This is a genomic window from Salinibacterium sp. SWN139 (assembly GCF_015864625.1).
Taxonomy (GTDB): Bacteria; Actinomycetota; Actinomycetes; order Actinomycetales; family Microbacteriaceae; genus Rhodoglobus.
This window is the reverse complement of sequence record NZ_JADYWV010000001.1, coordinates 749,467-770,181: the sequence shown is the minus strand read 5'-3', so window position 1 is coordinate 770,181 and position 20,715 is coordinate 749,467. Positions and strand designations below refer to the sequence as shown.

General features: G+C 61.9%; 20 protein-coding genes and 1 pseudogene. 15 read left to right on the top strand and 6 right to left on the bottom strand.

Features of this window, described 5'->3' with window-relative positions:
- Positions 1 to 18: 18 nt before the first annotated feature.
- A complete protein-coding gene (gene rpoB, locus I6E74_RS03615) occupies positions 19 to 3,543 on the bottom strand; it encodes a DNA-directed RNA polymerase subunit beta (protein WP_197123060.1) in 3,525 nt (1,174 codons plus the stop codon).
- 211 nt (positions 3,544 to 3,754) lie between these two features.
- Positions 3,755 to 4,768 carry an agmatinase gene (gene speB / locus I6E74_RS03610; RefSeq protein WP_197123059.1) on the bottom strand — a complete coding sequence of 338 codons (1,014 nt, stop codon included), beginning with the start codon at positions 4,766 to 4,768 and terminating at the stop codon, positions 3,755 to 3,757.
- Between the two features lie 79 nt (positions 4,769 to 4,847).
- On the opposite strand from speB, the gene I6E74_RS03605 reads away from it, so the two are divergent.
- From I6E74_RS03605 to I6E74_RS03570, 8 genes are all read left to right on the top strand, one after another.
- The gene (locus I6E74_RS03605) at positions 4,848 to 5,714 is read left to right on the top strand and encodes a spermidine synthase (RefSeq protein WP_197123057.1); all 867 of its coding nucleotides are present in this window, start codon (positions 4,848 to 4,850) and stop codon (positions 5,712 to 5,714) included.
- Between the two features lie 348 nt (positions 5,715 to 6,062).
- The gene (locus I6E74_RS03600) at positions 6,063 to 6,614 is read left to right on the top strand and encodes an alternate-type signal peptide domain-containing protein (protein WP_197123055.1); all 552 of its coding nucleotides are present in this window, start codon (positions 6,063 to 6,065) and stop codon (positions 6,612 to 6,614) included.
- Between the two features lie 94 nt (positions 6,615 to 6,708).
- Positions 6,709 to 7,290 carry a TasA family protein gene (locus tag I6E74_RS03595; RefSeq protein WP_197123053.1) on the top strand — a complete coding sequence of 194 codons (582 nt, stop codon included), beginning with the start codon at positions 6,709 to 6,711 and terminating at the stop codon, positions 7,288 to 7,290.
- The gene (locus I6E74_RS03590) at positions 7,287 to 8,225 is read left to right on the top strand and encodes a hypothetical protein (protein WP_197123051.1); all 939 of its coding nucleotides are present in this window, start codon (positions 7,287 to 7,289) and stop codon (positions 8,223 to 8,225) included. Before I6E74_RS03595 ends, I6E74_RS03590 begins: the two co-directional genes overlap by 4 nt.
- Positions 8,216 to 9,070, top strand: a complete 855-nt coding sequence (locus I6E74_RS03585) for a hypothetical protein (RefSeq protein WP_197123049.1) — start codon at positions 8,216 to 8,218, stop codon at positions 9,068 to 9,070. Before I6E74_RS03590 ends, I6E74_RS03585 begins: the two co-directional genes overlap by 10 nt.
- Positions 9,063 to 9,752: a signal peptidase I gene (locus I6E74_RS03580; RefSeq protein ID WP_197123047.1), complete on the top strand. Its 690-nt coding sequence runs from the start codon at positions 9,063 to 9,065 to the stop codon at positions 9,750 to 9,752. The genes I6E74_RS03585 and I6E74_RS03580 overlap by 8 nt, the downstream gene beginning before the upstream one ends.
- 23 nt (positions 9,753 to 9,775) lie before the next feature.
- A complete protein-coding gene (locus I6E74_RS03575; protein ID WP_197123045.1) occupies positions 9,776 to 10,243 on the top strand; it encodes a SprT-like domain-containing protein in 468 nt (155 codons plus the stop codon).
- Between the two features lie 51 nt (positions 10,244 to 10,294).
- Positions 10,295 to 10,957, top strand: coding sequence for a CGNR zinc finger domain-containing protein (locus I6E74_RS03570; RefSeq protein ID WP_197123044.1), 663 nt, complete (start codon positions 10,295 to 10,297; stop codon positions 10,955 to 10,957).
- A gap of 24 nt (positions 10,958 to 10,981) precedes the next feature.
- On the opposite strand, the gene I6E74_RS03565 is transcribed toward I6E74_RS03570, so the two are convergent.
- The 3 genes from I6E74_RS03565 to I6E74_RS03555 all read right to left on the bottom strand — a co-directional run bounded on the left by I6E74_RS03565 (position 10,982) and on the right by I6E74_RS03555 (position 13,066).
- Complete coding sequence (locus I6E74_RS03565) at positions 10,982 to 11,284, bottom strand: DUF427 domain-containing protein (RefSeq protein ID WP_197123043.1); 303 nt, start codon at positions 11,282 to 11,284, stop codon at positions 10,982 to 10,984.
- 87 nt (positions 11,285 to 11,371) lie between these two features.
- Positions 11,372 to 11,893, bottom strand: a complete 522-nt coding sequence (locus tag I6E74_RS03560) for a 2-phosphosulfolactate phosphatase (RefSeq protein ID WP_197123042.1) — start codon at positions 11,891 to 11,893, stop codon at positions 11,372 to 11,374.
- 114 nt (positions 11,894 to 12,007) lie between these two features.
- The gene (locus I6E74_RS03555; RefSeq protein ID WP_197123041.1) at positions 12,008 to 13,066 is read right to left on the bottom strand and encodes an NAD(P)-dependent alcohol dehydrogenase; all 1,059 of its coding nucleotides are present in this window, start codon (positions 13,064 to 13,066) and stop codon (positions 12,008 to 12,010) included.
- A 107-nt stretch (positions 13,067 to 13,173) separates the two neighbouring features.
- Between I6E74_RS03555 and I6E74_RS03550 the strand changes: the two genes are divergently transcribed.
- The 5 genes and pseudogenes from I6E74_RS03550 (at position 13,174) to I6E74_RS03530 (ending at position 18,242) form a co-directional block, all read left to right on the top strand.
- Entirely contained in the window at positions 13,174 to 13,674 is a 501-nt protein-coding gene (locus I6E74_RS03550; RefSeq protein WP_197123040.1) for a hypothetical protein, read from the top strand.
- A 62-nt stretch (positions 13,675 to 13,736) separates the two neighbouring features.
- Positions 13,737 to 14,729, top strand: a complete 993-nt coding sequence (locus I6E74_RS03545; protein WP_197123039.1) for a DNA topoisomerase IB — start codon at positions 13,737 to 13,739, stop codon at positions 14,727 to 14,729.
- A 49-nt stretch (positions 14,730 to 14,778) separates the two neighbouring features.
- Positions 14,779 to 15,663: pseudogene (ligD, locus tag I6E74_RS03540) on the top strand (non-homologous end-joining DNA ligase); the annotation flags it as partial.
- Between the two features lie 20 nt (positions 15,664 to 15,683).
- The gene (locus I6E74_RS03535) at positions 15,684 to 16,286 is read left to right on the top strand and encodes a DUF1684 domain-containing protein (RefSeq protein ID WP_197123037.1); all 603 of its coding nucleotides are present in this window, start codon (positions 15,684 to 15,686) and stop codon (positions 16,284 to 16,286) included.
- Between the two features lie 297 nt (positions 16,287 to 16,583).
- Complete coding sequence (locus tag I6E74_RS03530; RefSeq protein WP_197123035.1) at positions 16,584 to 18,242, top strand: DEAD/DEAH box helicase; 1,659 nt, start codon at positions 16,584 to 16,586, stop codon at positions 18,240 to 18,242.
- Positions 18,243 to 18,350: 108 nt separating this feature from the next.
- Here the strand turns inward: I6E74_RS03530 and I6E74_RS03525 are convergent, their stop codons facing one another.
- Positions 18,351 to 18,890 carry an NUDIX hydrolase family protein gene (locus I6E74_RS03525; protein WP_197123033.1) on the bottom strand — a complete coding sequence of 180 codons (540 nt, stop codon included), beginning with the start codon at positions 18,888 to 18,890 and terminating at the stop codon, positions 18,351 to 18,353.
- A 206-nt stretch (positions 18,891 to 19,096) separates the two neighbouring features.
- Here I6E74_RS03525 and I6E74_RS03520 point away from each other — a divergent pair, with 206 nt between their 5' ends.
- Both I6E74_RS03520 and I6E74_RS03515 read left to right on the top strand, forming a co-directional pair.
- The gene (locus I6E74_RS03520; RefSeq protein WP_197123030.1) at positions 19,097 to 19,915 is read left to right on the top strand and encodes a hypothetical protein; all 819 of its coding nucleotides are present in this window, start codon (positions 19,097 to 19,099) and stop codon (positions 19,913 to 19,915) included.
- Between the two features lie 91 nt (positions 19,916 to 20,006).
- Complete coding sequence (locus I6E74_RS03515; protein ID WP_197123028.1) at positions 20,007 to 20,630, top strand: alpha/beta hydrolase; 624 nt, start codon at positions 20,007 to 20,009, stop codon at positions 20,628 to 20,630.
- Positions 20,631 to 20,715: the final 85 nt, after the last annotated feature.

Below are 20,715 nucleotides of genomic sequence, written 5' to 3'. Positions count from 1 at the left end.
CAGTCGTGGTCGGTCGAGTTAAATCTCGTCAACAGACGAGGACTCGAACCGCGCGGAAATGTTGATGCCCAACTCTTCAGCGGCACGGAACGCTTCATCGTCCGTGTCGCGCAGGTTGACCGTTGAGCCGTCGGCCGAAAGAACTTCGACGTTGAGGCACAGCGACTGCATTTCCTTGATGAGAACCTTGAAGCTCTCGGGGATACCGGGCTCCTGAATGTTCTCGCCCTTAACGATGGCTTCGTATACCTTGACGCGACCGAGGATGTCATCCGACTTGATCGTCAGAAGTTCCTGCAGAGCGTATGCGGCACCATAGGCCTCGAGTGCCCACACTTCCATCTCACCGAAGCGCTGTCCACCGAACTGAGCCTTACCACCGAGTGGCTGCTGAGTAATCATGGAGTACGGACCGGTTGAACGAGCGTGGATCTTGTCGTCAACGAGGTGGTGCAGCTTGAGGATGTACATGTAACCGACCGAAACGGGAGCCGGGAACGGCTCACCCGAACGACCATCGAACAACGGGGTCTTACCCGTGTGGTCGATGAGACGAACGCCGTCACGAGTAGGAGTCGTGGAGTCAAGAAGACCCGCGATTTCCTCTTCGTAAGCACCGTCGAATACAGGGGTAGCAACCTTGGTTCCTGGTGCAGCGCTGAACGCTTCCTCAGGAAGGTTCTTCGCCCACTCCGGCTTGCCTTCAACTTCCCAACCCTGCTTCGCAACCCAACCGAGGTGAGTTTCGAGAACCTGACCGAAGTTCATTCGACCGGGGATACCGAGCGGGTTCAGGATGATGTCGACCGGGGTTCCATCGGCCAAGAACGGCATGTCTTCGACAGGCAGAATCTTGGAGATAACACCCTTGTTGCCGTGACGACCAGCGAGCTTGTCACCTTCGGTGATCTTGCGCTTCTGGGCGATGTACACAACAACACGCTGGTTGACACCCGAGCCGAGCTCGTCATCGTTGTCTGCAGAGAATTCCTTGACAGCAATGATTGTGCCCTGCTCACCGTGGGGAACCTTCAACGAGGTGTCGCGAACTTCGCGGCTCTTCTCGTTGAAGATGGCACGGAGCAGACGCTCTTCAGCCGAAAGCTCAGTCTCACCCTTAGGCGTGACCTTGCCGACGAGGATGTCGCCGGGGCGAACCTCTGCACCGATACGGATGATTCCACGCTCGTCGAGGTCAGCCAAAAGTTCTGGGCTAACGTTCGGCAGATCGCGCGTGATCTCTTCCTTACCGAGCTTGGTGTCGCGAGCATCCACTTCGTATTCTTCGATGTGGATCGACGACAGTACGTCATCCTTAACCAGGTTCTGGCTCAGGATGATCGCGTCCTCGAAGTTGTGACCCTCCCACGGCATGAATGCCACGAGGAGGTTCTTTCCGAGTGCGAGCTCGCCGTTCTCGGTTGCAGGACCATCAGCGATGACCTGACCAACTTCGACGCGCTCTCCGGCGCTGACGATGACGCGGTGGTTGTAGCTCGTGCCCTGGTTAGAGCGGTCGAACTTGCGCAGGAAGTATTCCTGCGTTCCGCCCTCATCGAGCTGAACAACAACGACGTCTGCTGAAACCTCAGAGACAACACCAGCCTTGAGCGTGGTGACAACGTCACCAGAGTCAATGGCGGCGAAGGCTTCCATACCGGTTCCGACAAGCGGGCTCTCGCTGCGCAGCAGCGGGACAGCCTGACGCTGCATGTTGGCACCCATGAGTGCGCGGTTTGCATCGTCGTGCTCGAGGAAGGGGATGATCGAGGTCGCTACCGACACCATCTGGCGCGGCGAGACATCCATGTAGGCAATGTCTTCAACGGGAACGAGGTCAACCTCGCCACCCTTCTTACGTGCAAGCACGCGAGGCTCAGCGAACTTCATGTCCTTCGTGAGCGGTGCGTTTGCCTGCGCGACGATGTAGTCGTCTTCGTCGCTTGCAGTCAGGTAGTCGATGGTCGTCGAAACAACGCCGTCAATGAGGCGACGGTATGGGGTTTCGATGAAACCGAATGCGTTAATACGTGCGAACGAGGCGAGCGAACCAATCAGACCAATGTTGGGGCCTTCAGGAGTCTCAATCGGGCACATGCGGCCGTAGTGAGAGGGGTGAACGTCTCGAACTTCAACACCAGCGCGCTCACGGCTCAGACCACCAGGGCCCAGCGCCGAAAGGCGACGCTTGTGGGTCAGTCCCGCGAGCGGGTTGTTCTGGTCCATGAACTGCGAAAGCTGCGACGTTCCGAAGAACTCCTTGATCGCGGCGACGACGGGGCGCACGTTGATCAGAGTCTGCGGGGTGATCGCTTCGATGTCCTGTGTGGTCATGCGCTCGCGAACAACACGTTCCATACGGCTGAGGCCGGTACGAACCTGGTTCTGGATGAGCTCACCCACGGCACGGATACGACGGTTGCCGAAGTGGTCGATGTCGTCAATGTCGAGACGAATGGCAACCTTCTTGCCATCGCGGACGCCCTTAACACTGGCTACACCGCTGTCGCTTACCGAAACGTTGGGTGCCGAAGTGTCGTGAAGCGAAACCATGTACTTGATGGTCGCGATGATGTCTTCAACGGTGAGCACCGACTCTTTAATGTCAGTGTCGAGACCGAGCTTGCGGTTGATCTTGTAACGACCAACCTTCGCGAGGTCGTAGCGCTTCGAGTTGAAGTAGAAGTTGTCGAGAAGCGCGCGTGCGGCTTCTGCAGCAACCTGCTCGCCGGGGCGAAGCTTGCGGTAAATGTCCTTGAGCGCCTCTTCCTTGGTAAGGATGTTGTCCTTCTCCAAGGTGGCTTCGATCGACGGGAAGCCCTTGAACTCCTCGAGGATCTCTTCGCTGGACAGGCCGAGGGCCTTCAGGAAGACCGTGACCGACTGCTTGCGCTTGCGGTCGATGCGAACGCCGACCTGGTCGCGCTTGTCGATCTCGAACTCAAGCCAAGCACCACGGCTCGGGATGATGCGAGCCGAGTAGATGTCCTTGTCGGACAGCTTCTCGGGCTGGCGGTCGAAGTACACACCAGGCGAACGGACGAGCTGCGAAACAACTACGCGCTCGGTTCCGTTGATGATGAAAGTACCGCGAGCGGTCATGAGGGGGAAGTCGCCCATGAAAACAGTCTGAGTCTTGATTTCACCGGTGAGGTGATTCATGAACTCAGCGTTCACGTAGAGAGGCGCAGCGAAAGTCTTGCCGCGCTCCTTGCACTCGTCAATCGAGTACTTGGGTTCTTCAAGCTCAGGATCAGTGAACGACAGTTGCATCGTCTCGCCGAGGTCTTCAATCGGTGAAATCTCTTCAAAGATTTCATCGAGACCACTACGAGTCGGCAGATCGGTACGACCAGCGGCAACACCGTCAGTTACACGGTTCTTCCAGATGTCGTTTCCGACGAGCCAATCAAAGCTCTCGGTCTGCAAGGCGAGCAGATCGGGAACCGTTAGCGTGTCAGTGATTTTTGCGAAAGAAAGCCGCGAAGCTGAGCGGCCGTTTTTCGGGGACTTATTGGTGGACGCATCGCGCGCAGCAGCCAAGGAACAACCTCCGTGAACCCCGTCGGGTTCGTCTGTCAAGATAAATGACGGTCGGTAATGAAATGCTCACCAGAAACGCCCCGCCGCTATACTCGGGGCACCCAGCTGTCCGCAATATGACTGCTTAATTTGTCTGGGAGCGCAAGGATCTACTATAAGCCGCTATGCCGCGCCATGTCCACCCGATTCTTGACCTAAACCGCAAATTCGACTAGGGGTTTGCTGTGAGTCCCGCCGCACGCTTCTTCGCCGCCATCGCTCCGAAGGCCTCCCAGATGAGCCGATGGGCGTTGTTTACGGTGATGTCGGCGTGGTCGTAGGCCGGCGCGACCTCCATGACATCGAAACCAACGACATCCGTTTCGAGCACAATCTGGCGGATGATGCGCAGCAAATCAATGGGCGCGAAGCCACCGGGCTCTGGCGTTCCTGTTGCCGGAGCGAAGCCGGGATCGAGCACATCGATATCAATCGAGATGTAGACCTTGGATGCTCGAGCCTTCGCCGCCGCGATAATCTCGGGAATCATCTCCTTGACGCCGCGCTCCCAAAACTCTTGCATCATGAAGTGTTTGAGACCGTTGTCGCGCATCCACTTCTGATCTTCTTCTCCCGGCCAGTAGCCGCGCAGGCCGACCTGTAAGAAGTTGGGGCCAGGGATCGCGCCCGATTCAATGAGACGACGCATCGGGGTCCCGTGGCTGGCGAGGTTGCCCTCGAGGATGTTCGCGGTGTCGGCGTGGGCATCGAAATGAATCATGACCACATTGCCGAAACCGTGGTGCTCGGCAACCGCAGTGGCTGCCGGCCACGTGATGGAGTGATCTCCGCCGATGATGAACGGGATGATGCCACGACTGGCAACTTGAGAGACGCGATCGAAGATGGCCGCCTTCGATAGCTCCCACATTCCGTGACTCGCAATGGCATCCCCGTAATCGACAACGTCGAGGTGGTCGAAGATCTCGACGCCAAGATCGAGGTGATAGGTGCCGGGGTCGTAGGCGCTGGCGCGCAAAGCACGAGGCCCGAAGCGGGCACCGGGGCGGTTGGTGGTGCTGTCATCCCAGGGGGCACCTACGACCGCGACATCCGGTTTCCAGGAATCGAGCTGCTCTGGCTCGCTCAGCATCGGTCGCATTCCGAACGTTGCCGGCCCCACGTAGGACTGGGCGTTCAATTGCGCCTTGAGGTGGGGAGGGAGTTCGCGGTTCACATCGGCCATGCTTCACCGTACCGCCCAGCGGTTCTGGCGCCCGCGAGCGCGGCTGCATGTCTGTACGGAGTGTGGCAAAGTCAATGCCATGGCCGAACATCCCAGCACCACCCTGAAATTGAGCGGCCACTTTGCCGAAATTGCCCCTGACCGTTGGCAGGATGGCGCCTTCACTTTGACCGTGGACGGCACCCCGCAGTCGCACGTCAACATGGACGACCCCAGCCAGCTGTTCTTCGAGTACGTGCAGCGCATGGGCCACGTCATCGATCAGCTCTCAGAACCCGGCGCCCCCATCACTGCCGTTCACCTCGGTGGCGGCGCCCTCACTCTGCCCCGCTATGTCGAGGCCACACGTCCAGGCTCACGCCAACAGGTCGTGGAGTTGGAATCGGATCTTGTGGATTTTGTTCGCGCCGAACTTCCGTGGTCGAAGCGGGCATCCATCCGCGTTCGCCACGGTGACGCTCGCGAAGTGCTCGCGAAGTTTCCGGCGGGGATGCGCGGAGCCGTTGATCTTCTCGTAGTAGATGTCTTTAGTGGCGCCCGCACTCCGGCCCATGTAACGAGTGTCGAGTTCTACGAGGAAGCGATGACGCTGCTCGCACCCGAGGGCGTTGTCGTCGTCAACGTTGCTGACGGCCCAGGGCTCGCTTTCGCACGCAGTCAGGCCGCAACGCTCAAGCACACGGTCGGCCATGTGGCCGCGCTCGCCGAGACTCAGATTCTCAAGGGGCGTCGTTTTGGCAACATCGTGCTTGTCGGCTCACCCTCAGCACTGCCCCTGCATTGGATGCCGCGGCTTCTTGCCGGTGGCCCGCACCCCTCAAAAGTGGTCGCCGGAGTGGAACTTTTGGACTTTATTGGCAGCTCTCCGGTGGTCACAGACGCCACTGCGGTGAAATCTCCACCCCCATCCAAAAATATTTTTCAGGTCAAACCGGGTAGAGGATAGACAGATCTGTCCCCTTGTACCCCGATTTTTCTGAGACTTTCGGGGTACAAGCGCTGTACCCTTTTCGCGGTCTTTGGGCGACAACCCCGTAAAAACGGGGTATTTCGTCCCCCAAACGAGTGTGTCTAGTCCCCCATGGTGCGGACATAGCCTGCCCCCCATTACTGGGGACTGTCCTCCTTAGGGAGGACAAGTAGATTCGTTTTTAGGAAGTTGAGAGCGAGGCCCGAACCTCGTTTCTTCTCACCTGAGATGCAGGAACCCGAAACCAGCAGACAGCTTCTTGAATCCCGACCAACCCGAACCACACTCATCCCGGCCTGCTCCGCTGCGCCGCGAAAGGAAATCATGAACAAGCTCGTCAAAGGCTCCATCGCAGGTGCAGCAGGAATCGCCCTTCTCCTCGGTGGAGCAGGAACCCTCGCTACGTGGAACTCCTCAGTAACCGTCGCTTCGCCCGGCAGCATCGCTGCTGGCACGCTCGACATCGCAGCCGGTAGCGGCTCGACCGACGGCTGGAAGCTCGGCACCGCAGCGACCGTCTCATCGCCCGCTAGCTTCAAGATCGTTCCGGGTGACACCGTCACCTACACCAAGACCTTCAACGTGACCGCAACCGGCGACAACCTCGCCGCTACCGCTGCACTCGGCGCCACCGCGATCACCGCAGCAAGCTCATCCGCTGCAGACACCGCGCTCGCCGCAGCACTCACCAAGTCGGCTACCTTCACCGTCAACGGAGCAGCCACGTCGAGCGTCGTTGCAGCCGCTGGCACACAGCCCGTCGTTGTCTCTGTCACCATCACGTACCCGAAGAGCGCCACCGCCGGAGCCGAGAACAGCTCCAAGCTCGGCGCGGCATCGCTGAGCGGCTTCACCATCACACTCACGCAAAACTAGTTTTACCCGGTTGGGTGTGCGGCCTGGGGGGACGCACACCCGACAGTCCTCTTCACATTTCACAGCAGTTTCTCTCATCGAAAGGCGGTGCACCATGAACTCTTCAACAGTTCGCGGATCGCACCGCCTTGACATGGTTAACGGCCGCCACCAGCGCCGCGCAGCATCGCCCCTCGCCGTCTTCGGCGGAGGAGCCCTTGGCGTGGTGAAAGCACTCACCGTCCTCACCATCGCCGTCTCGCTCGGTCTCGTTGGCACCGGCGGAACCTACGCCTACCTCAACTCGTCCGTCACTGCGACGCCCGGTTCGACTATCAGCGCCGGAACAGCAGCGCTCACCGTCGGAAACCAAACCCTGAACTGGTCGGCGCTCGCGCCCGGCAAGTCAGTCACCGGCACCTTCACCATCACCAACACTGGCGACGTGCCCCTCGTCCTTTCCGCAGCAATCGCTGCCACTGCAACGGGTTCCTCGACGACGAACCCCTTCACGATCTCCATCGCCAACAGTGCGTGCCCCGCCTCAGGAACTCCTACAGGAACGCTGAACAGCACACTCGCCGCCGGCGCCTCCACGAGCGCCTGCCTCGTCGTCACCCTTCCCGCTAACGCTCCCGCAAGCGCCCAGTCGACTAACGTTGCCATCACCGCAACGATTTCGGGGGTTCAGCCGTGATCCGCTCAGGAGCAAGCGCCAGCACGGTCGACTACCGGGGCATGAAGCGCTCCACTCGGATGTCGATCATCGCGGGTGTCGCCGTCTTTCTGACGCTGGTCTCCGGAGTCAGCTTCGCAGCCTGGACTGCGTCGTCGGCTAAGACCGCCACGGCTACGACCGGCGCCGTTTCACTCACAACCTCGACGACCGCTGGCGCAGCGACGATCACCGCACTCGGTCCTTATACCTACACCGCAACCAACGGGTCGGTGACGAAGCCGATCACCGTGCGCAATACCGGTTCCGTTGAGGCATCTATTACTAGCGTGACGATCACTCGCAGCGGAACCCTCGCCGGCAACCAAGTCGCCGTGAAGTTCTGGGTCGGCACGAGCTCCGCCTGTGCCGCAACGACGCCGGTTGTGTCGAGCACGCTCAACGGCGGCACTGTTTCTCTGAGCACGTTGAACCTGACTCTCGCGTCGACTGGTAGCGCCATCCTGTGCACCTCGACGACGTTCACTGGCAGCATGACGACCCAGGCTGGCAAGACCACCACAGCGACGTTCGCCGTGAACTCGAGCGCTGGCACCAACTGGAACACCACCGACTCGACGACGGCCGCAAGCCGTTCGTTCACGCAGGACATCTTCGAGAGCAAGGCTCCGAACGCTCCGACAGCGACTCAGTGCGTGAACCAGAATTCCTACACCGCGATCACGATCTCGTGGTCGACTCCAAGTGGCTTCACGACACCCAACGGTGGCTACAACGTTTATTACAACGGAGGCTTTGTAGCCAACACCAGCGGCAACTCAATGGGGCTGTCCAGCAGCGGCGCAACCGGCGACCTGACAGTTCGCGCGGTAGCCGCTGACGGCACCGAATCTGTCGACTCCGCAACAATCCCAGTAGAGCCACGCTTCTTCAACTACGGCCTCTCATGCGGCTAGGACTTCGCCGGACATTCGGAATCGCCACTGCGGCACTGCTGAGTCTCATGCTCGGCGCAACTCCCGCGAGCGCAGCAACCGGCGTGGGAGTAATCGAGCTCAGCGACGACGGTGTCTCGTTCGCTCGCACCTACCCTGGTGCGATCTTCGACAGCATCGCGTTGCTCAGCCCAGGCGACAGCCAGACCGAGACGGTCTATGTGCGCAACACCGGCACCGTGGCGGGCTACCTGCGCATCACCATGCAGGATGTGTCGTACTCCGACACGAACTACGCGGATGCACTCACGGTGACCACCAGCACACCAAACAACGCCGGTTCTCCGCAGTCCATCAGCGGAGCCTCGCCCTGCCTCGTCACCAACGAGGGTGTAACCATTGCCGCCGGGCAGACCGTGCCTGTGACGGCAACCCTCGACCTCGGGGACCTGACCGGCTCGCAAGGCCAAGGAGCTACGGCATCCGTATCGCTTCGTTTCACGCTCTCGGACACAACGCCAGGAACTCTACCCGCGACGCAATGCACGAATTCAGGTTCGACAGTGCCACTCGTGCCCGCCGTACCCGGCACAACAACCGGCACAGGCACGACAGCCACCGGCGCAGGAAACAGCTCAACATTGCCTGTTCCCACGCCGAGCCCGAGTCCCGCGATCGCCGACGCTGGGGACGACACCGCATCGGGCCTCACCCCCACTTTCCCTTCCGGATTCACTCTTGACCCCAACTCTTGGCGGCTTTACCAGGAGTACCTTGTACTGATCCTGTTCTTGGCCGCACTTGTTGGCGCTGGTATCTCATGGATCGCCGGGCGACGCACACGAAAGGACACTGACGATGTCTGATCTACCGACTCGCGCAACCGCTCGCAACACGGGCGCTGACGAAGAAAAATCGCGTGGCATTCTCTACTACCTCGGTATGGGCATCAGCGGCGGACTATTCGCTCTGGTACTGCTCGTCGGAGCCCTCGTCATCATCATCCCGAACCTCACGGGCTCGCTTCCGCTCACAGTGCTGACCAGCTCGATGGAGCCGGGTCTTCCCCCGGGAACGCTCATCGTCGTCAAGCCCATCGACACCAACGAGATCATCGTTGGGGATGTCATCACCTACCAAATCGAGTCAGGCAAGGCCGGTGTCATTACTCACCGCGTCACCGGCATCACCAACTCCAGCGACGGCACCCGCACCTTCACGCTCAAGGGCGACAACAATGACGTCGCCGACGAACTGCAAGTGCTGCCTGTTCAGGTGCAGGGCAAGCTCTGGTACAGCGTTCCGTGGATTGGTTACGTCAGCAATTTCGTCAACGGCAATGCGAAGAGCTGGCTCGTTCCCGTGATTGCCATCGGCCTCTTCGTCTACGCCGGGTTCATGATCGCCAGCGGGATCATCTCGGGCGCCCGCAAGCGCAAACGTCGCCGGGCCCGCGCTCAGCGTGAAGCCGAGCGTGCGGCATCCATCGCAGCAGCAACCGAAGCCGATGCGGTCGAGCCCGCCGATAACCGCGTGCGGTTCGACTAGCCCTCATCCATTAGCCTCGACAGGTGGCTGAACTTTCCCGAGTGCGCGTGTGGGCGGATGCCCTCATCCGACTTCACTTGGATGACAGCTGGCAGTTCACCTTCGACAACGCCAAAACACGCGCCGGGCTCTGCAACTACACCCACAAACGCATTTCGGTATCGCGCTATTTGGCGGCCAGGTACGAAGATGACGAAATTCATCAGATCCTGCTGCACGAGATCGCGCACGCCATGGCGGGCTCCGGTGCCGGGCACGGAGCGCAATGGAAGGCCGTAGCGAAAGAGCTCGGCTATGAGGGTAAGCGACTGCACGGTGGAGCGATCGCCGATGAGTTTGCGCCCTGGGTTGGCACTTGCCCGGCAGGCCACCAACACTTTCGCTACCGCAAGCCGACCCGACCTCTGGCGTGCGGGCTGTGCTCTCGTCGCTTCAGCACGGCCAACCGCATCGACTGGGTGCACCGAGTTGTGTCGCGGCCTCGCGGGTAGCCGCGAGCGCACCCGGTCACGGGGTGTCCCGTAACCGGCGATAATGGTTAGGTGCAGCATCCCGAAACCACCACTCCTACTGGCACGCCCAGAACCATGCCCGCCAACACGCCTGCGAGCGACAACGCCGGCGGTGCGACTGGCCAATGGTTTACGTCGCGCACGTCACGTCAGTGGTGGTTCGATTCTGGTGCCCGCGCACTCGACTTCGCCTACACGGGCGCGATGGGCAACAATCCCGAGTGGGAACGCCTGCGCACCCCGGCCGACCTCGCGACGTGGCTTGAGGGTCGCTTTGAAGCCTGCGATGGAACCGTCACCGATCGTGACCTCACCGATGCGAAGGGCCTGCGCGAAGCAATTGCGTCGATCGCCACAGCACTGAGCGTGAACGGTCAGCCTGACCCGAAGCAGATCGACATCATCAACCTGTTCGCTGCGACCCCGGATGTTCCCCCGCGGCTAGCGGGAGGAAACCTGCAGGCAGGCCGCACGCGCGTTCGCACCGGCCAAGCCCTCGCAACGATGGCGCGTGAAGCCGTCTTCTTGTTCGGCGACGAACAGCACGAACGCATCCGGGAGTGCGCTGCCGACGATTGCGCTCTCGTCTTCTACGACGAATCCCGCTCCAATAACCGCCGTTGGTGCTCGATGCAGCGCTGCGGTAACCGCGCAAAAGTGCGCAGCCATCGTGCCCGCACTGCGGCACGCTAACTGCGCACTAGAGAAAGTTGTCGATTAGTCGACGAACTGAACCTCTTTCCAGAAGGTGACGTAGTTGGAGAAGTCTTTGCCGACGCGCTCTGCGGCGCCCGGGAGGATGTTCGGGTAGCTAAAAGCGCGGTCCTGGAACTTCTGGCCGTTGGCGCTGACGATGAAGTACTGGCAGTCACCCTTCCACGGGCAGTGGTACGGGGTGGGGCTCTTCTCGAGCAGTTCGTGGTTCACGCTGGCCGGCGGGAAGTACCAGTTGCCCTCAATCTTGAGGAGATCTTCCTTGGGTGCTTCTGCGATGACGGTGTCGCCGATTACTGCCTTCATACTGTCCTCCATTGAGTCGGTCGTTAGTGAGTCAATGACGGGGTGCTCAGTCAGTGACTACTCGGTTCAACGCTCACGGAGCAAGCGTCATTCCCGAACGATGGCAAACCTGACTGCAGCGTTGCTGACAATGGCCTCATCGAGGGCGCCGCGTCCGGCATCCTGAATCAGCTGCTGACCTGCCGTACTCGCCGACAGCAGGTGGTTGTGGGCAGGCTGCAAGCCGGTAAACGCAGCGACGGCGGATGCCGCTTCCGGCGAAATGTAATCAATGCCGGCATCGGCGAGAGCATCTACGATCGCACCCGCCGCGAGGAGGTCGTCGACGGTGAACCCGCCGTGCGCGTTTCCGGCAGCGATAACGGCGACGGTGAAGCGGTCACCTTTGAGTTCTTGTTGCGCGATGACCCATCCGGCGACGGCCGTGGCTGCCCCGGTGCCGGCGCTGAGAATCGAGAATGTTCCGGGCAACTCGGGGGCGGGCGTTGAACCGTCGGCGAGAGCATCCGCCCACACGACAACGTCGGCACCGGTGCTCAGCTCGAGCGCTTGGGCGCCGCCGAAGCCAAAGCGAACTTGGTACTGGGGTTGGGTACGGGGATCGTTCACTTCTTGAGGTTAAACGCGGCGGTCGTCTCGGTCACGTTGGGTTACAGAATGTGACATCAGACGCGGGCGGGCGGCGTCGGACTGCCGCATCGCTGCAACGACGAAATCACGCAGCTATTCAGCAGGGTTCGGAGCCCCACTCGGCACGACCGCAACCTTGCCTCTGCCATGGCTGGAGGCGATCTGGTCGATCGCGTCAACGACTCCGTCGAGCCCGACAACGCGTTCGATCGCGGGAACGAGCTCGCCGGATGCGAGCAACTCGGCAAGGTAGTTGAGGTCGTCGGGCGTGGGTGCAGCGGTGAACTGGTGGAAGGAGACATCCGTCCCCTTGAAGGCCCGCCCCATGCGCATCAGGTGGAAGACGGGGCCGACCCACCGGTTGGTCATGGGGCCGCTGACTCCCACGACGCGGGCGCCGGGAGCAAGGATGCTGCGCAGCTCGCCTGCGGTTCGGTTGCCCATGAGGTCGAAGACCACGTCGTACTGGCCGCCGGCCGCGATGTAGTCCTCGGTTTCGTAGTCGATGACGCGCGTAGCGCCCAAGGCCCGCGATTGCTCCACGTTGCGACCGCTGCAGACTGCAGTGATCTCCGTTGCGCCGAGAATGCGAGCGAGCTGCACGGCAAACGTGCCGACTCCACCCGCTGCACCATTGATGAGCACGCGGTCACCGGGCTGCACTGCGCCTTCGCGTCGCAAGCCCTGCAGCGCGGTGAGGCCAGCGACCGGCGTTGCTCCGGCCGCCACGAAGTCGATACGCGCCGGCAGCACAACACAGTTCTTGGCGGTGACGGACGCGTACTCGGAGAATGCTCCGCCGGCTGCCTCGCCAAAGACAGCATCTCCGATCGCGAAGCCGGTGACGCCCTCGCCGACCGCAAGCACGCGCCCCGCGACATCCGCTCCTGGGCTGAGACGCTTGGGTTTACGCAGCCCCATGACCAATCGAACGAACAGCGGCGTGCCACTCAGGATGCGCCAGTCGAGAGCGTTCGCGGAAGAACCAAGCACCTGCACTAGTAGCTTTCCCGGCGTGACAGCGGGAGTCGGAATGGTCTCGATCGCCAGGACATCTGTGTCGCCATAGCGCCGAGCAGTCACGGCCGTCATCGTCTCGGGTATCGCCCCGGCGGTGCTCGGATTCGAACTCGTGTGGGGAGGAATGGGCATCGCGGCTCCTGCCGAATCGGTGCCCACAGTTTAGGACGAGCGTGCGCCACTTGGTTCTTTTCTGTTCCACTCTGGATTCCTGAATCGCACTGGTAGAAACTATGACTATGCGCGTTCTGCTGAAGCTCGTACTCGATTGTGACCCCGACGACGCGTGGCGTGCCATCCGCAGCCCGCACGTGTTTCAACAAGTGTCGGCCCCGCTGACGACCTTCAAATCCTTGGAGGTCGGCGGCTTTCCTGAGCTGTGGCAGCCCGGCGAGCATCCGGTCAATATGGCAGCGCTCGGCCTTGTCACGGTTGGTCAGCAAGTGATCGACATATCGTTCGAGGAGGCCCCCCATGGTGTTCGCCTCGTGCGCGACCGTGGCCGCGGCCTCAGCGGCCCCCTCGCTCTCGTCACCGAGTGGGAACACACGATGGCCGTCAGCCCCGCTCCCGGGGGAAAAACTCTGTATCGCGACCAGTTGATCTTTAGCGCTGGCATCCTCACTCCCCTGCTGTGGCCGCTCTATTGGGCCTTCTGGCAGTGGCGTGGTGCCGCACTGCAGCGACTTGCCCCAACGTGGAGTTGGGGCACAACAAGAAGAACTAATCTCAATCTTTAGGTTGACCGTTGTGGCTTCAGCCGTCGGCGTGAGCCGAATCGTGGGCACGAAAGGAACACGCGGTGCCTCGACTGCGGCGAAGCAATACAACAGGGCGCGGCTACTCGCGCGTGCGATCGGGCCGGGGGTTCAGCTACCGCGACCCTGCTGGCGAAACAGTAACCGAGGCCGATCTCAAGGCGCGTTTCGGCTCGCTGGGCATCCCACCGGCATGGACTGACGTGTGGATTTGTCCGTACGAAAACGGTCACGTGCTTGCGACCGGCTTCGACGAGGCAGGCCGTCGCCAATACATCTACCACCCGGCCTGGCGTGAGCGTCAAGATCGCGTGAAGTTCGACCGCGCGCTCGAACTCGCGGCGGTGCTCCCCGGCGCCCGCGGTGTCGTCACCCGTACTTTGCGCTCCAGCGACGACCCCCGCGAGCGCACTCGTGCCGCCGCGTTTCGGATGCTCGACACCGGCTCATTGCGCGTCGGCAGCGAACGCTATGCCGAAGAGCACGGCAGCCACGGCCTCTCCACTCTGCTGTGCGACCACGTCACCGTCATCGGCGACCGCGTGCAACTCTGTTTTCCCGGCAAGAGCGGCCAGCGGTGGGAAAGCGAAATTGTGGATGCCGATCTCGCCGAGTTCATCCGGCGACGCCTGCGCAGTGCTCCCGATGCATCGGTACTGTCGTGGCGGGAGGGCCGCGAGCGCCGGTCGCTGACCGCTGCGGATATCAACGACTACGTTCGCGAGCGCACGGGTGGCGACTTCACCGCCAAGGACTTTCGCACGCTGCGCGGCACAGTTGCTGCCGCGTCAAGTCTGGCGGTGAGCGCGGCTGCTGCCGAGGTCGCGGTGCCGAAACTGAGCCAACGGGCACGCTCGCGCGCCATCCGAGAGGCAATGGAGGCCGCCGCGGAGGTGCTCGGTAATACGCCCGCCATCGCGAAGAAGAGCTACGTCGATCCCCGCATCGTTGACCTATTCTCGGCGGGTGAGACCATCGATCCGCACCGGCTCGCCTCCGCGGAAAGTGAAGTGCGTCTGTTGCTCTCCCGCGACTGAGTCAAACGCTGGCCTTGTGTGGCGAGTGGTTTGAGCGCATTCTGAACGGATGGCGCACTCACGGCAGGCCATCACCATCGACGGCCACTCCCTCACCCTGAGCAATCTCGACAAGGTGCTCTACCCAGAAACGGGAACCACCAAAGCCGACGTTCTTGAGTACTACGACGCCGTCGCCGACTTGGTCATCGCGCACGCCCACGACCGCCCTGCCACCCGAAAGCGCTGGGTTGACGGGGTAGGAACTGCTGAGAACCCGGGCGCCGTCTTCTTTCAGAAAAACCTCGAAAACTTCGCGCCTGACTGGATCGCTCGCCGCACAATGAAACACAAAGACCACTCCAACGTGTACCCGCTCGTCAACGACCGCGCGACTCTCGCCTGGTTCGCTCAGGTGGCTGCCCTCGAAATTCATGTTCCGCAGTGGCGATTCGGCGAGAACGGCCAGCCCAAGAATCCCGATCGGCTAGTGCTCGACCTTGACCCCGGTGAGGGCGTCGGGCTGCCCGAGTGCGCCGAAGTCGCGCGCTACGCTCGCGCGCTATTGGAAGACATGGATCTGAAACCGGTGCCGGTGACCAGCGGGAGCAAGGGTATCCATGTGTATGCGGGCCTCGATGGGCGCTCCAACTCTCACAAGATGTCAGCGGTGGCGCACGAGCTGGCGCGAGCGTTAGAGGCCGATCATCCTGACCTCGTTGTTAGCGACATGAAGCGTTCGCTGCGCCCCGGCAAGGTGCTCGTCGACTGGAGCCAAAACAGTGCCGCCAAGACCACGGTGGCGCCGTATTCGTTGCGCGGGCGCCTCCATCCCACCGTGGCAACGCCGCGCACCTGGCACGAAATTGCCGACCCCAACCTTGCTCAACTGGGGTACCGCGAAGTGATGGAACGGGTGACGCAGCTCGAGGATCCGCTCGCCGCACTGTCGGCTGCGCGAGATAACCTGAAGCCATGACCGCCCTTGAGGTAGCCGACTGGCGCCGCCGCAACTTCGCTCTCTACGCCGCTATCCGCGAGAACCCGGATGCAGCGAGCGCCCACGCCGCTTGGCGGGCGGGTCGAGATGAGATGTTTGCCACGCATCCAGCTTCGCCGCTCTTGCCGGAGGACCTGCGCGGCTTTAAGGGGCTGCCGTTCGAGGCCTACGATCCCGCTTGGCGTTTCGAGGCATCCATTGTTCCGGGCGACGGTCGCCGCATGAACGTCGAGACCGGAACGGATGGCGTGGTGCCGTTCGACCTGCTGGGCACGGTCGAGATTGATTCGGTTGGCTCGCTCGATGTGTGGCGCCTTGCTTCGTATGGCGGCGGCATCTTCATCCCCGTGAAGGATGCTCTTTCTCGCGTGAAGGGTGGAACCTACGGTGGCGGCCGCTACCTTCTCGACACCGTCAAAGGTGCCGATCTCGGACCGGGTAGTACCCCCGAGTCGCTCGTGCTCGACTTCAACTTTGCGTACAACCCGTCATGCGCCTATGACCCGGCGTGGGCGTGCCCGCTCGCGCAGGCCGGCAATACTCTGGCTGGGCAAGTGCCGGTAGGCGAGCGCTACTAGAGGCATAACTGCTACGCTGGGGTTACTTGCGAAACAATTGTGTTTCCCTGCGTCGTAGAACGCTTCCCTCTTCTCGCCCACGTCAATCAGAAACGTGCGGCTCGTAGAAAACTTTCTCCGGCGAACTGGAGTAATCCGCGCCGAACGAAAGTTCGAGATCTGACCTGTGTGCCGCACCCGTGCGAAACGCCTGATTGGGTCGGTGTAGATCAGCACTGCCACGTTCATTTTGAACTGTGCCCGTGTGCCTCCGGTGTAACGCCCATCTGTTACTTATGCCTGAAAGGCACCATTACTTTGACTGAACAAACTTTTAGCTCGCTTGGCGTACCCGCGCCTCTCGTTGCTGCTCTTGCAGCCGACGGCAAGACCACGCCGTTCCCCATCCAGCTCGACACCCTGCCTGACACGCTCAACGGTCGCGATGTTCTCGGCCGCGGAAAGACAGGCTCGGGCAAGACCCTCGCCTTCTCTCTTCCGATGGTTGCTCGCCTCGGTGGCACACTCTCCGGTGGCAAGCGTCGCCCGGGTCGCCCGCTGGGTCTCGTGCTCGCACCGACCCGCGAGCTCGCCACACAGATCTCTGCTGTGATCGAACCTCTCGCTGCCGCGTATGGCCTCAACACCACCACAATCTTCGGTGGCGTGAGTCAGAACCGCCAGGTTGCTGCCCTCAAGGCCGGCGTCGACATTATCGTTGCCTGCCCCGGTCGCCTGGAAGACCTCATGAAGCAGGGCTTCGTGAGCCTCGACGCAATCGAGATCACCGTGCTTGACGAGGCCGACCACATGGCCGACCTTGGATTCTTGCCCGTCGTGACCCGCATCCTCGACAAGACCCCCAGCAATGGACAGCGGATGCTGTTCAGCGCCACCCTCGACAACGGTGTAGACAAGCTGGTTCGCCGCTTCCTCCACAACGAGGTTCTGCACTCGGTCGACGAAGCAAACTCGCACGTCTCCGCCATGACCCACCACGTCTTCGAGACCGAGAGCGTCGAATCCAAGCGCGTTCTCATCGAGAAGCTTGCTTCGGGAACCGGCCGCCGCATCCTCTTCATGCGCACCAAGCACCACGCCAAGAAGCTGGCACGCCAGTTGACGGATGCCGGAATCCCCGCCGTTGACCTGCACGGAAACCTCTCGCAGGTTGCCCGTGACCGTAACCTCGCCGCGTTCTCCGCTGGCGACGTGAAGGTGCTTGTTGCTACTGACGTCGCAGCCCGCGGCGTGCACGTCGACAACATTGAGCTGGTGATCCACGTTGACCCGCCCGCCGAGCACAAGGCATACCTGCACCGCAGTGGCCGTACCGCTCGTGCTGGTGAAGAGGGCGACGTTGTGACGATCGTTCTTCCGACCCAGCGCAAAGACACTGCAGCGCTGTTGCGTAAGGCCGCCATCACGGTGACCCCGCAGCACGTGAACGCCAAGTCAGAAGCCGTCGTGGCCCTGACCGGTGAAGTAGCCGAATACGTCAAGCCTGCGCCTCGCGCAGCAGTCCCCGCCCGTGGCCAGTCACAGGGTGGACGTTCGCAGGGTGCAAACGCCCAGCGCAAGCGTTCACGTCGCGACGGCGAAGGCGGATTCTACGAAGGCGAACGTGATGGTGCCCGTGAGAGTGGCCGTGGTGGCGCCGGTGGACGTGGCGGCAACGGAAGCAACTCTCGTGGTGGCCGTAACGGTGCCGCTCGCGATGGCCAGGCACGTGATGGCGCTCGCGATGGCGCTCGCGGCGGCCAGCAGCGTAACGATCGTCAAGGCTCCGGCCGTGGCGCCGTCGTTGCCGGTTCAGGCTCAAGCGAACAGCGCTCAACTCAGCAGCCGCGCCAGCAGCAAGCTGAAGCTCCCACGCGTCCGCGCGGCGGCAAGGGCCGCGCTCAGGCCGGAAGCGGACCCGTTCGCGTTGGCCAGGTAGTGCGACCCAACCGTCGTGCTTCGAGCAGCGGGCGCTAAGGCTCAACGCAACACAGCTTTACCGTCTGAGGGCGGCGAATCTCACCCAGCAATGCTGGGTTGGGGTTCGTCGCCCTTCGGCGTTTAACGGGTGGTTGGGCTCGCGAGTTACGGCAGAACGCCGACGGAAGCGAGGGCGGCGCGCAAGAGTGCGCCGCGGCCACCTTCCATGTCGGCGGTGACGTCGTCGGAGACCGCTGCGGCGGGGCTCAACCAGGTGAGCTCAAGCGCATCCTGACGCGGTTCGCACGTACCCGTGACAGGAACGACGTAGGCCATCGAAACGGCGTGCTGGCGGGGATCAGTGAACTGGCTATCGCCGGGCCACGGGAAGTACTCGGCGACCATGAACGGGGTCGGGCTTGCGGGCAAAAGTGGGAAGGCCATCGGGCCCAGATCTTTTTCCAGATGACGGAACAGAGCGTCGCGCAACGTCTCGCCAAACATGACACGACCAGAGACGAGGGTGCGGGTGATCTCACCATCGTTGCCGCGCACCAGGGTGCCGACCTCAGTGACGCGACCCAGCCCATCCACTCGCACAGGAACCGCCTCTACATAGAGCAGCGGCAGTCGCCTGCGGGTCTCCGCAAGCTCCTCATCTGAAAGCCAAGACGAGTTGGGATCTGGTGTGCCGACGGAGCTCATGCTCCATTGTCACCCATCGTGCGGGTTTGGCGTGCACGATGTCGGCGGTCGGATGCCGCGGCGGGCTTGCCCTGGCCGGTGACTAGTCGCTCACAATCCCGCTTTCTCTCGCGCACTGCACAGCTCGCGCACTCCACGCTGGAGGCACCAACCCCCGAATTAGCGTTCATGTCTCAGGCACTCGCCTGTCACGCGAAAGGGAACCCATGACCGATCAGACACCCCGCAACAGTCCGCCTCAGCTTCCCCTTCCGGCGGACGGGTCGGCGCACGACCCGGCAAGTGCTGGAGACCCGACCCCACGACGCGGGTTACCGCGCTGGGCGTGGGCGCTCATCGCCGCCGGCGGACTCGTGTTCATCGGTATCGCCGCAGCGTTCGTCGTGACCGCAAGTCACGTCTTCGGCACTCCACCAGCAGCGGATTGCGACAATGATCGCTGCAATTCTGAAGGCACAGCGATCACGAAGGGAAAGTCAACGCGATCGCCTGCGCCGCTGGCTGGTGGCGTGGAACACATCCCGCTGACGACATTGGCGGTGTTTGAGGGGCAGCCGGTGTGGGCTTGGCAAATGACTCCTGACTGGACGCACGTCACCTTCGACGACAACGGCGTCAACGTGTGGCAGCACGACGAAACCGGGTGTTCGCTCATCACGTCACAAACTGTTGCTAGCCAGATGGCTGAGAGTCCCACTGACAGCATTCCCTCAGAAGAAATGGTCGATGGCGTCATTGAGGCTTACGCCGACAAAGGCCCCGAAGCCTCGGTTCTTGACGCGGGAACCATCGACGTCACTTTTTCTACAACACAAGGCGAAAGCGCAATCGAATTTGCCACAGGAACTCTGGCGCTCACCTTACCAACTGGCGAACATCAGGTTGCAGAAGTCATTGCCCGCTCGATGCCCGACTCCGGCACCTCGCTCGTCGCAACGATGACGTGTGATCCCGCAGTGCACGCTGCAGCAGCCGAGCCCTACGGTCAACTCCGGACAATTTTGGCCGTGATCATTTACCCCTAAGCCTGCTGTGCGGAGCTTTCAAAGATTGATGCTTAGCCCCGTCGGTGCTTAGCCACGTCGGTGCTTAGCCCCGCCGCGTAGGCTTGGTGCCATGCAGATCGATTCCTCCGCAGTGCTCTGGTCGGCCCCCGAACGTGAACGGGCCGGCCGCCCGCTCATCGTGCTGTTACACGGGTATGGCTCCCACGAGGGCGATCTGTTCTCGCTTGCTCCCGCCCTGCCGCTCGGCCCCGTCATCGCGTCGCTGCGAGCGCCGCTCCCCGAGAGTGGCGGATTCTCGTGGTTCCCGATCGACCTCAGCGGTGGCGGGCTCCCCCAGGTTTCTGGCGTGGATGACGCCGCCAACGCCGTGCTCGAATGGCTCGATTCCCAGCAGTACACGAGTGTGAGCCTCCTCGGTTTCTCGCAAGGGGCCGCCATGTTGCTCCAACTCTTGCGGCTCGCCCCGGAACGCTTCACGAGTGCCGTCGCACTCTCCGGCTTCGTGGCCAGTGCCGAGCATCCGGGAGATGCGAAGCTCGCGAGCATCCGCCCGCCCGTGTTTTGGGGTCGCGGCACGGATGACCCGGTCATTCCCGCGGCGGCAATTGAGCGCACCGAAGAATGGCTCGTCGACCACACGCGCGCTGAGACCCGCATCTATGAGGGGCTCGCGCACGCGATCTCGACCGACGAGCTCAACGACTTCGTGAGCTTCTTGCACGCGCACGCGTAGCGTTTCATGGTGCGGTTCGCGGGGCGGCCGCGAGTGAACGGCGGTTGCGGTGGTGCGTCGTTACCGCCGTTGGCAGTCGCGCTGC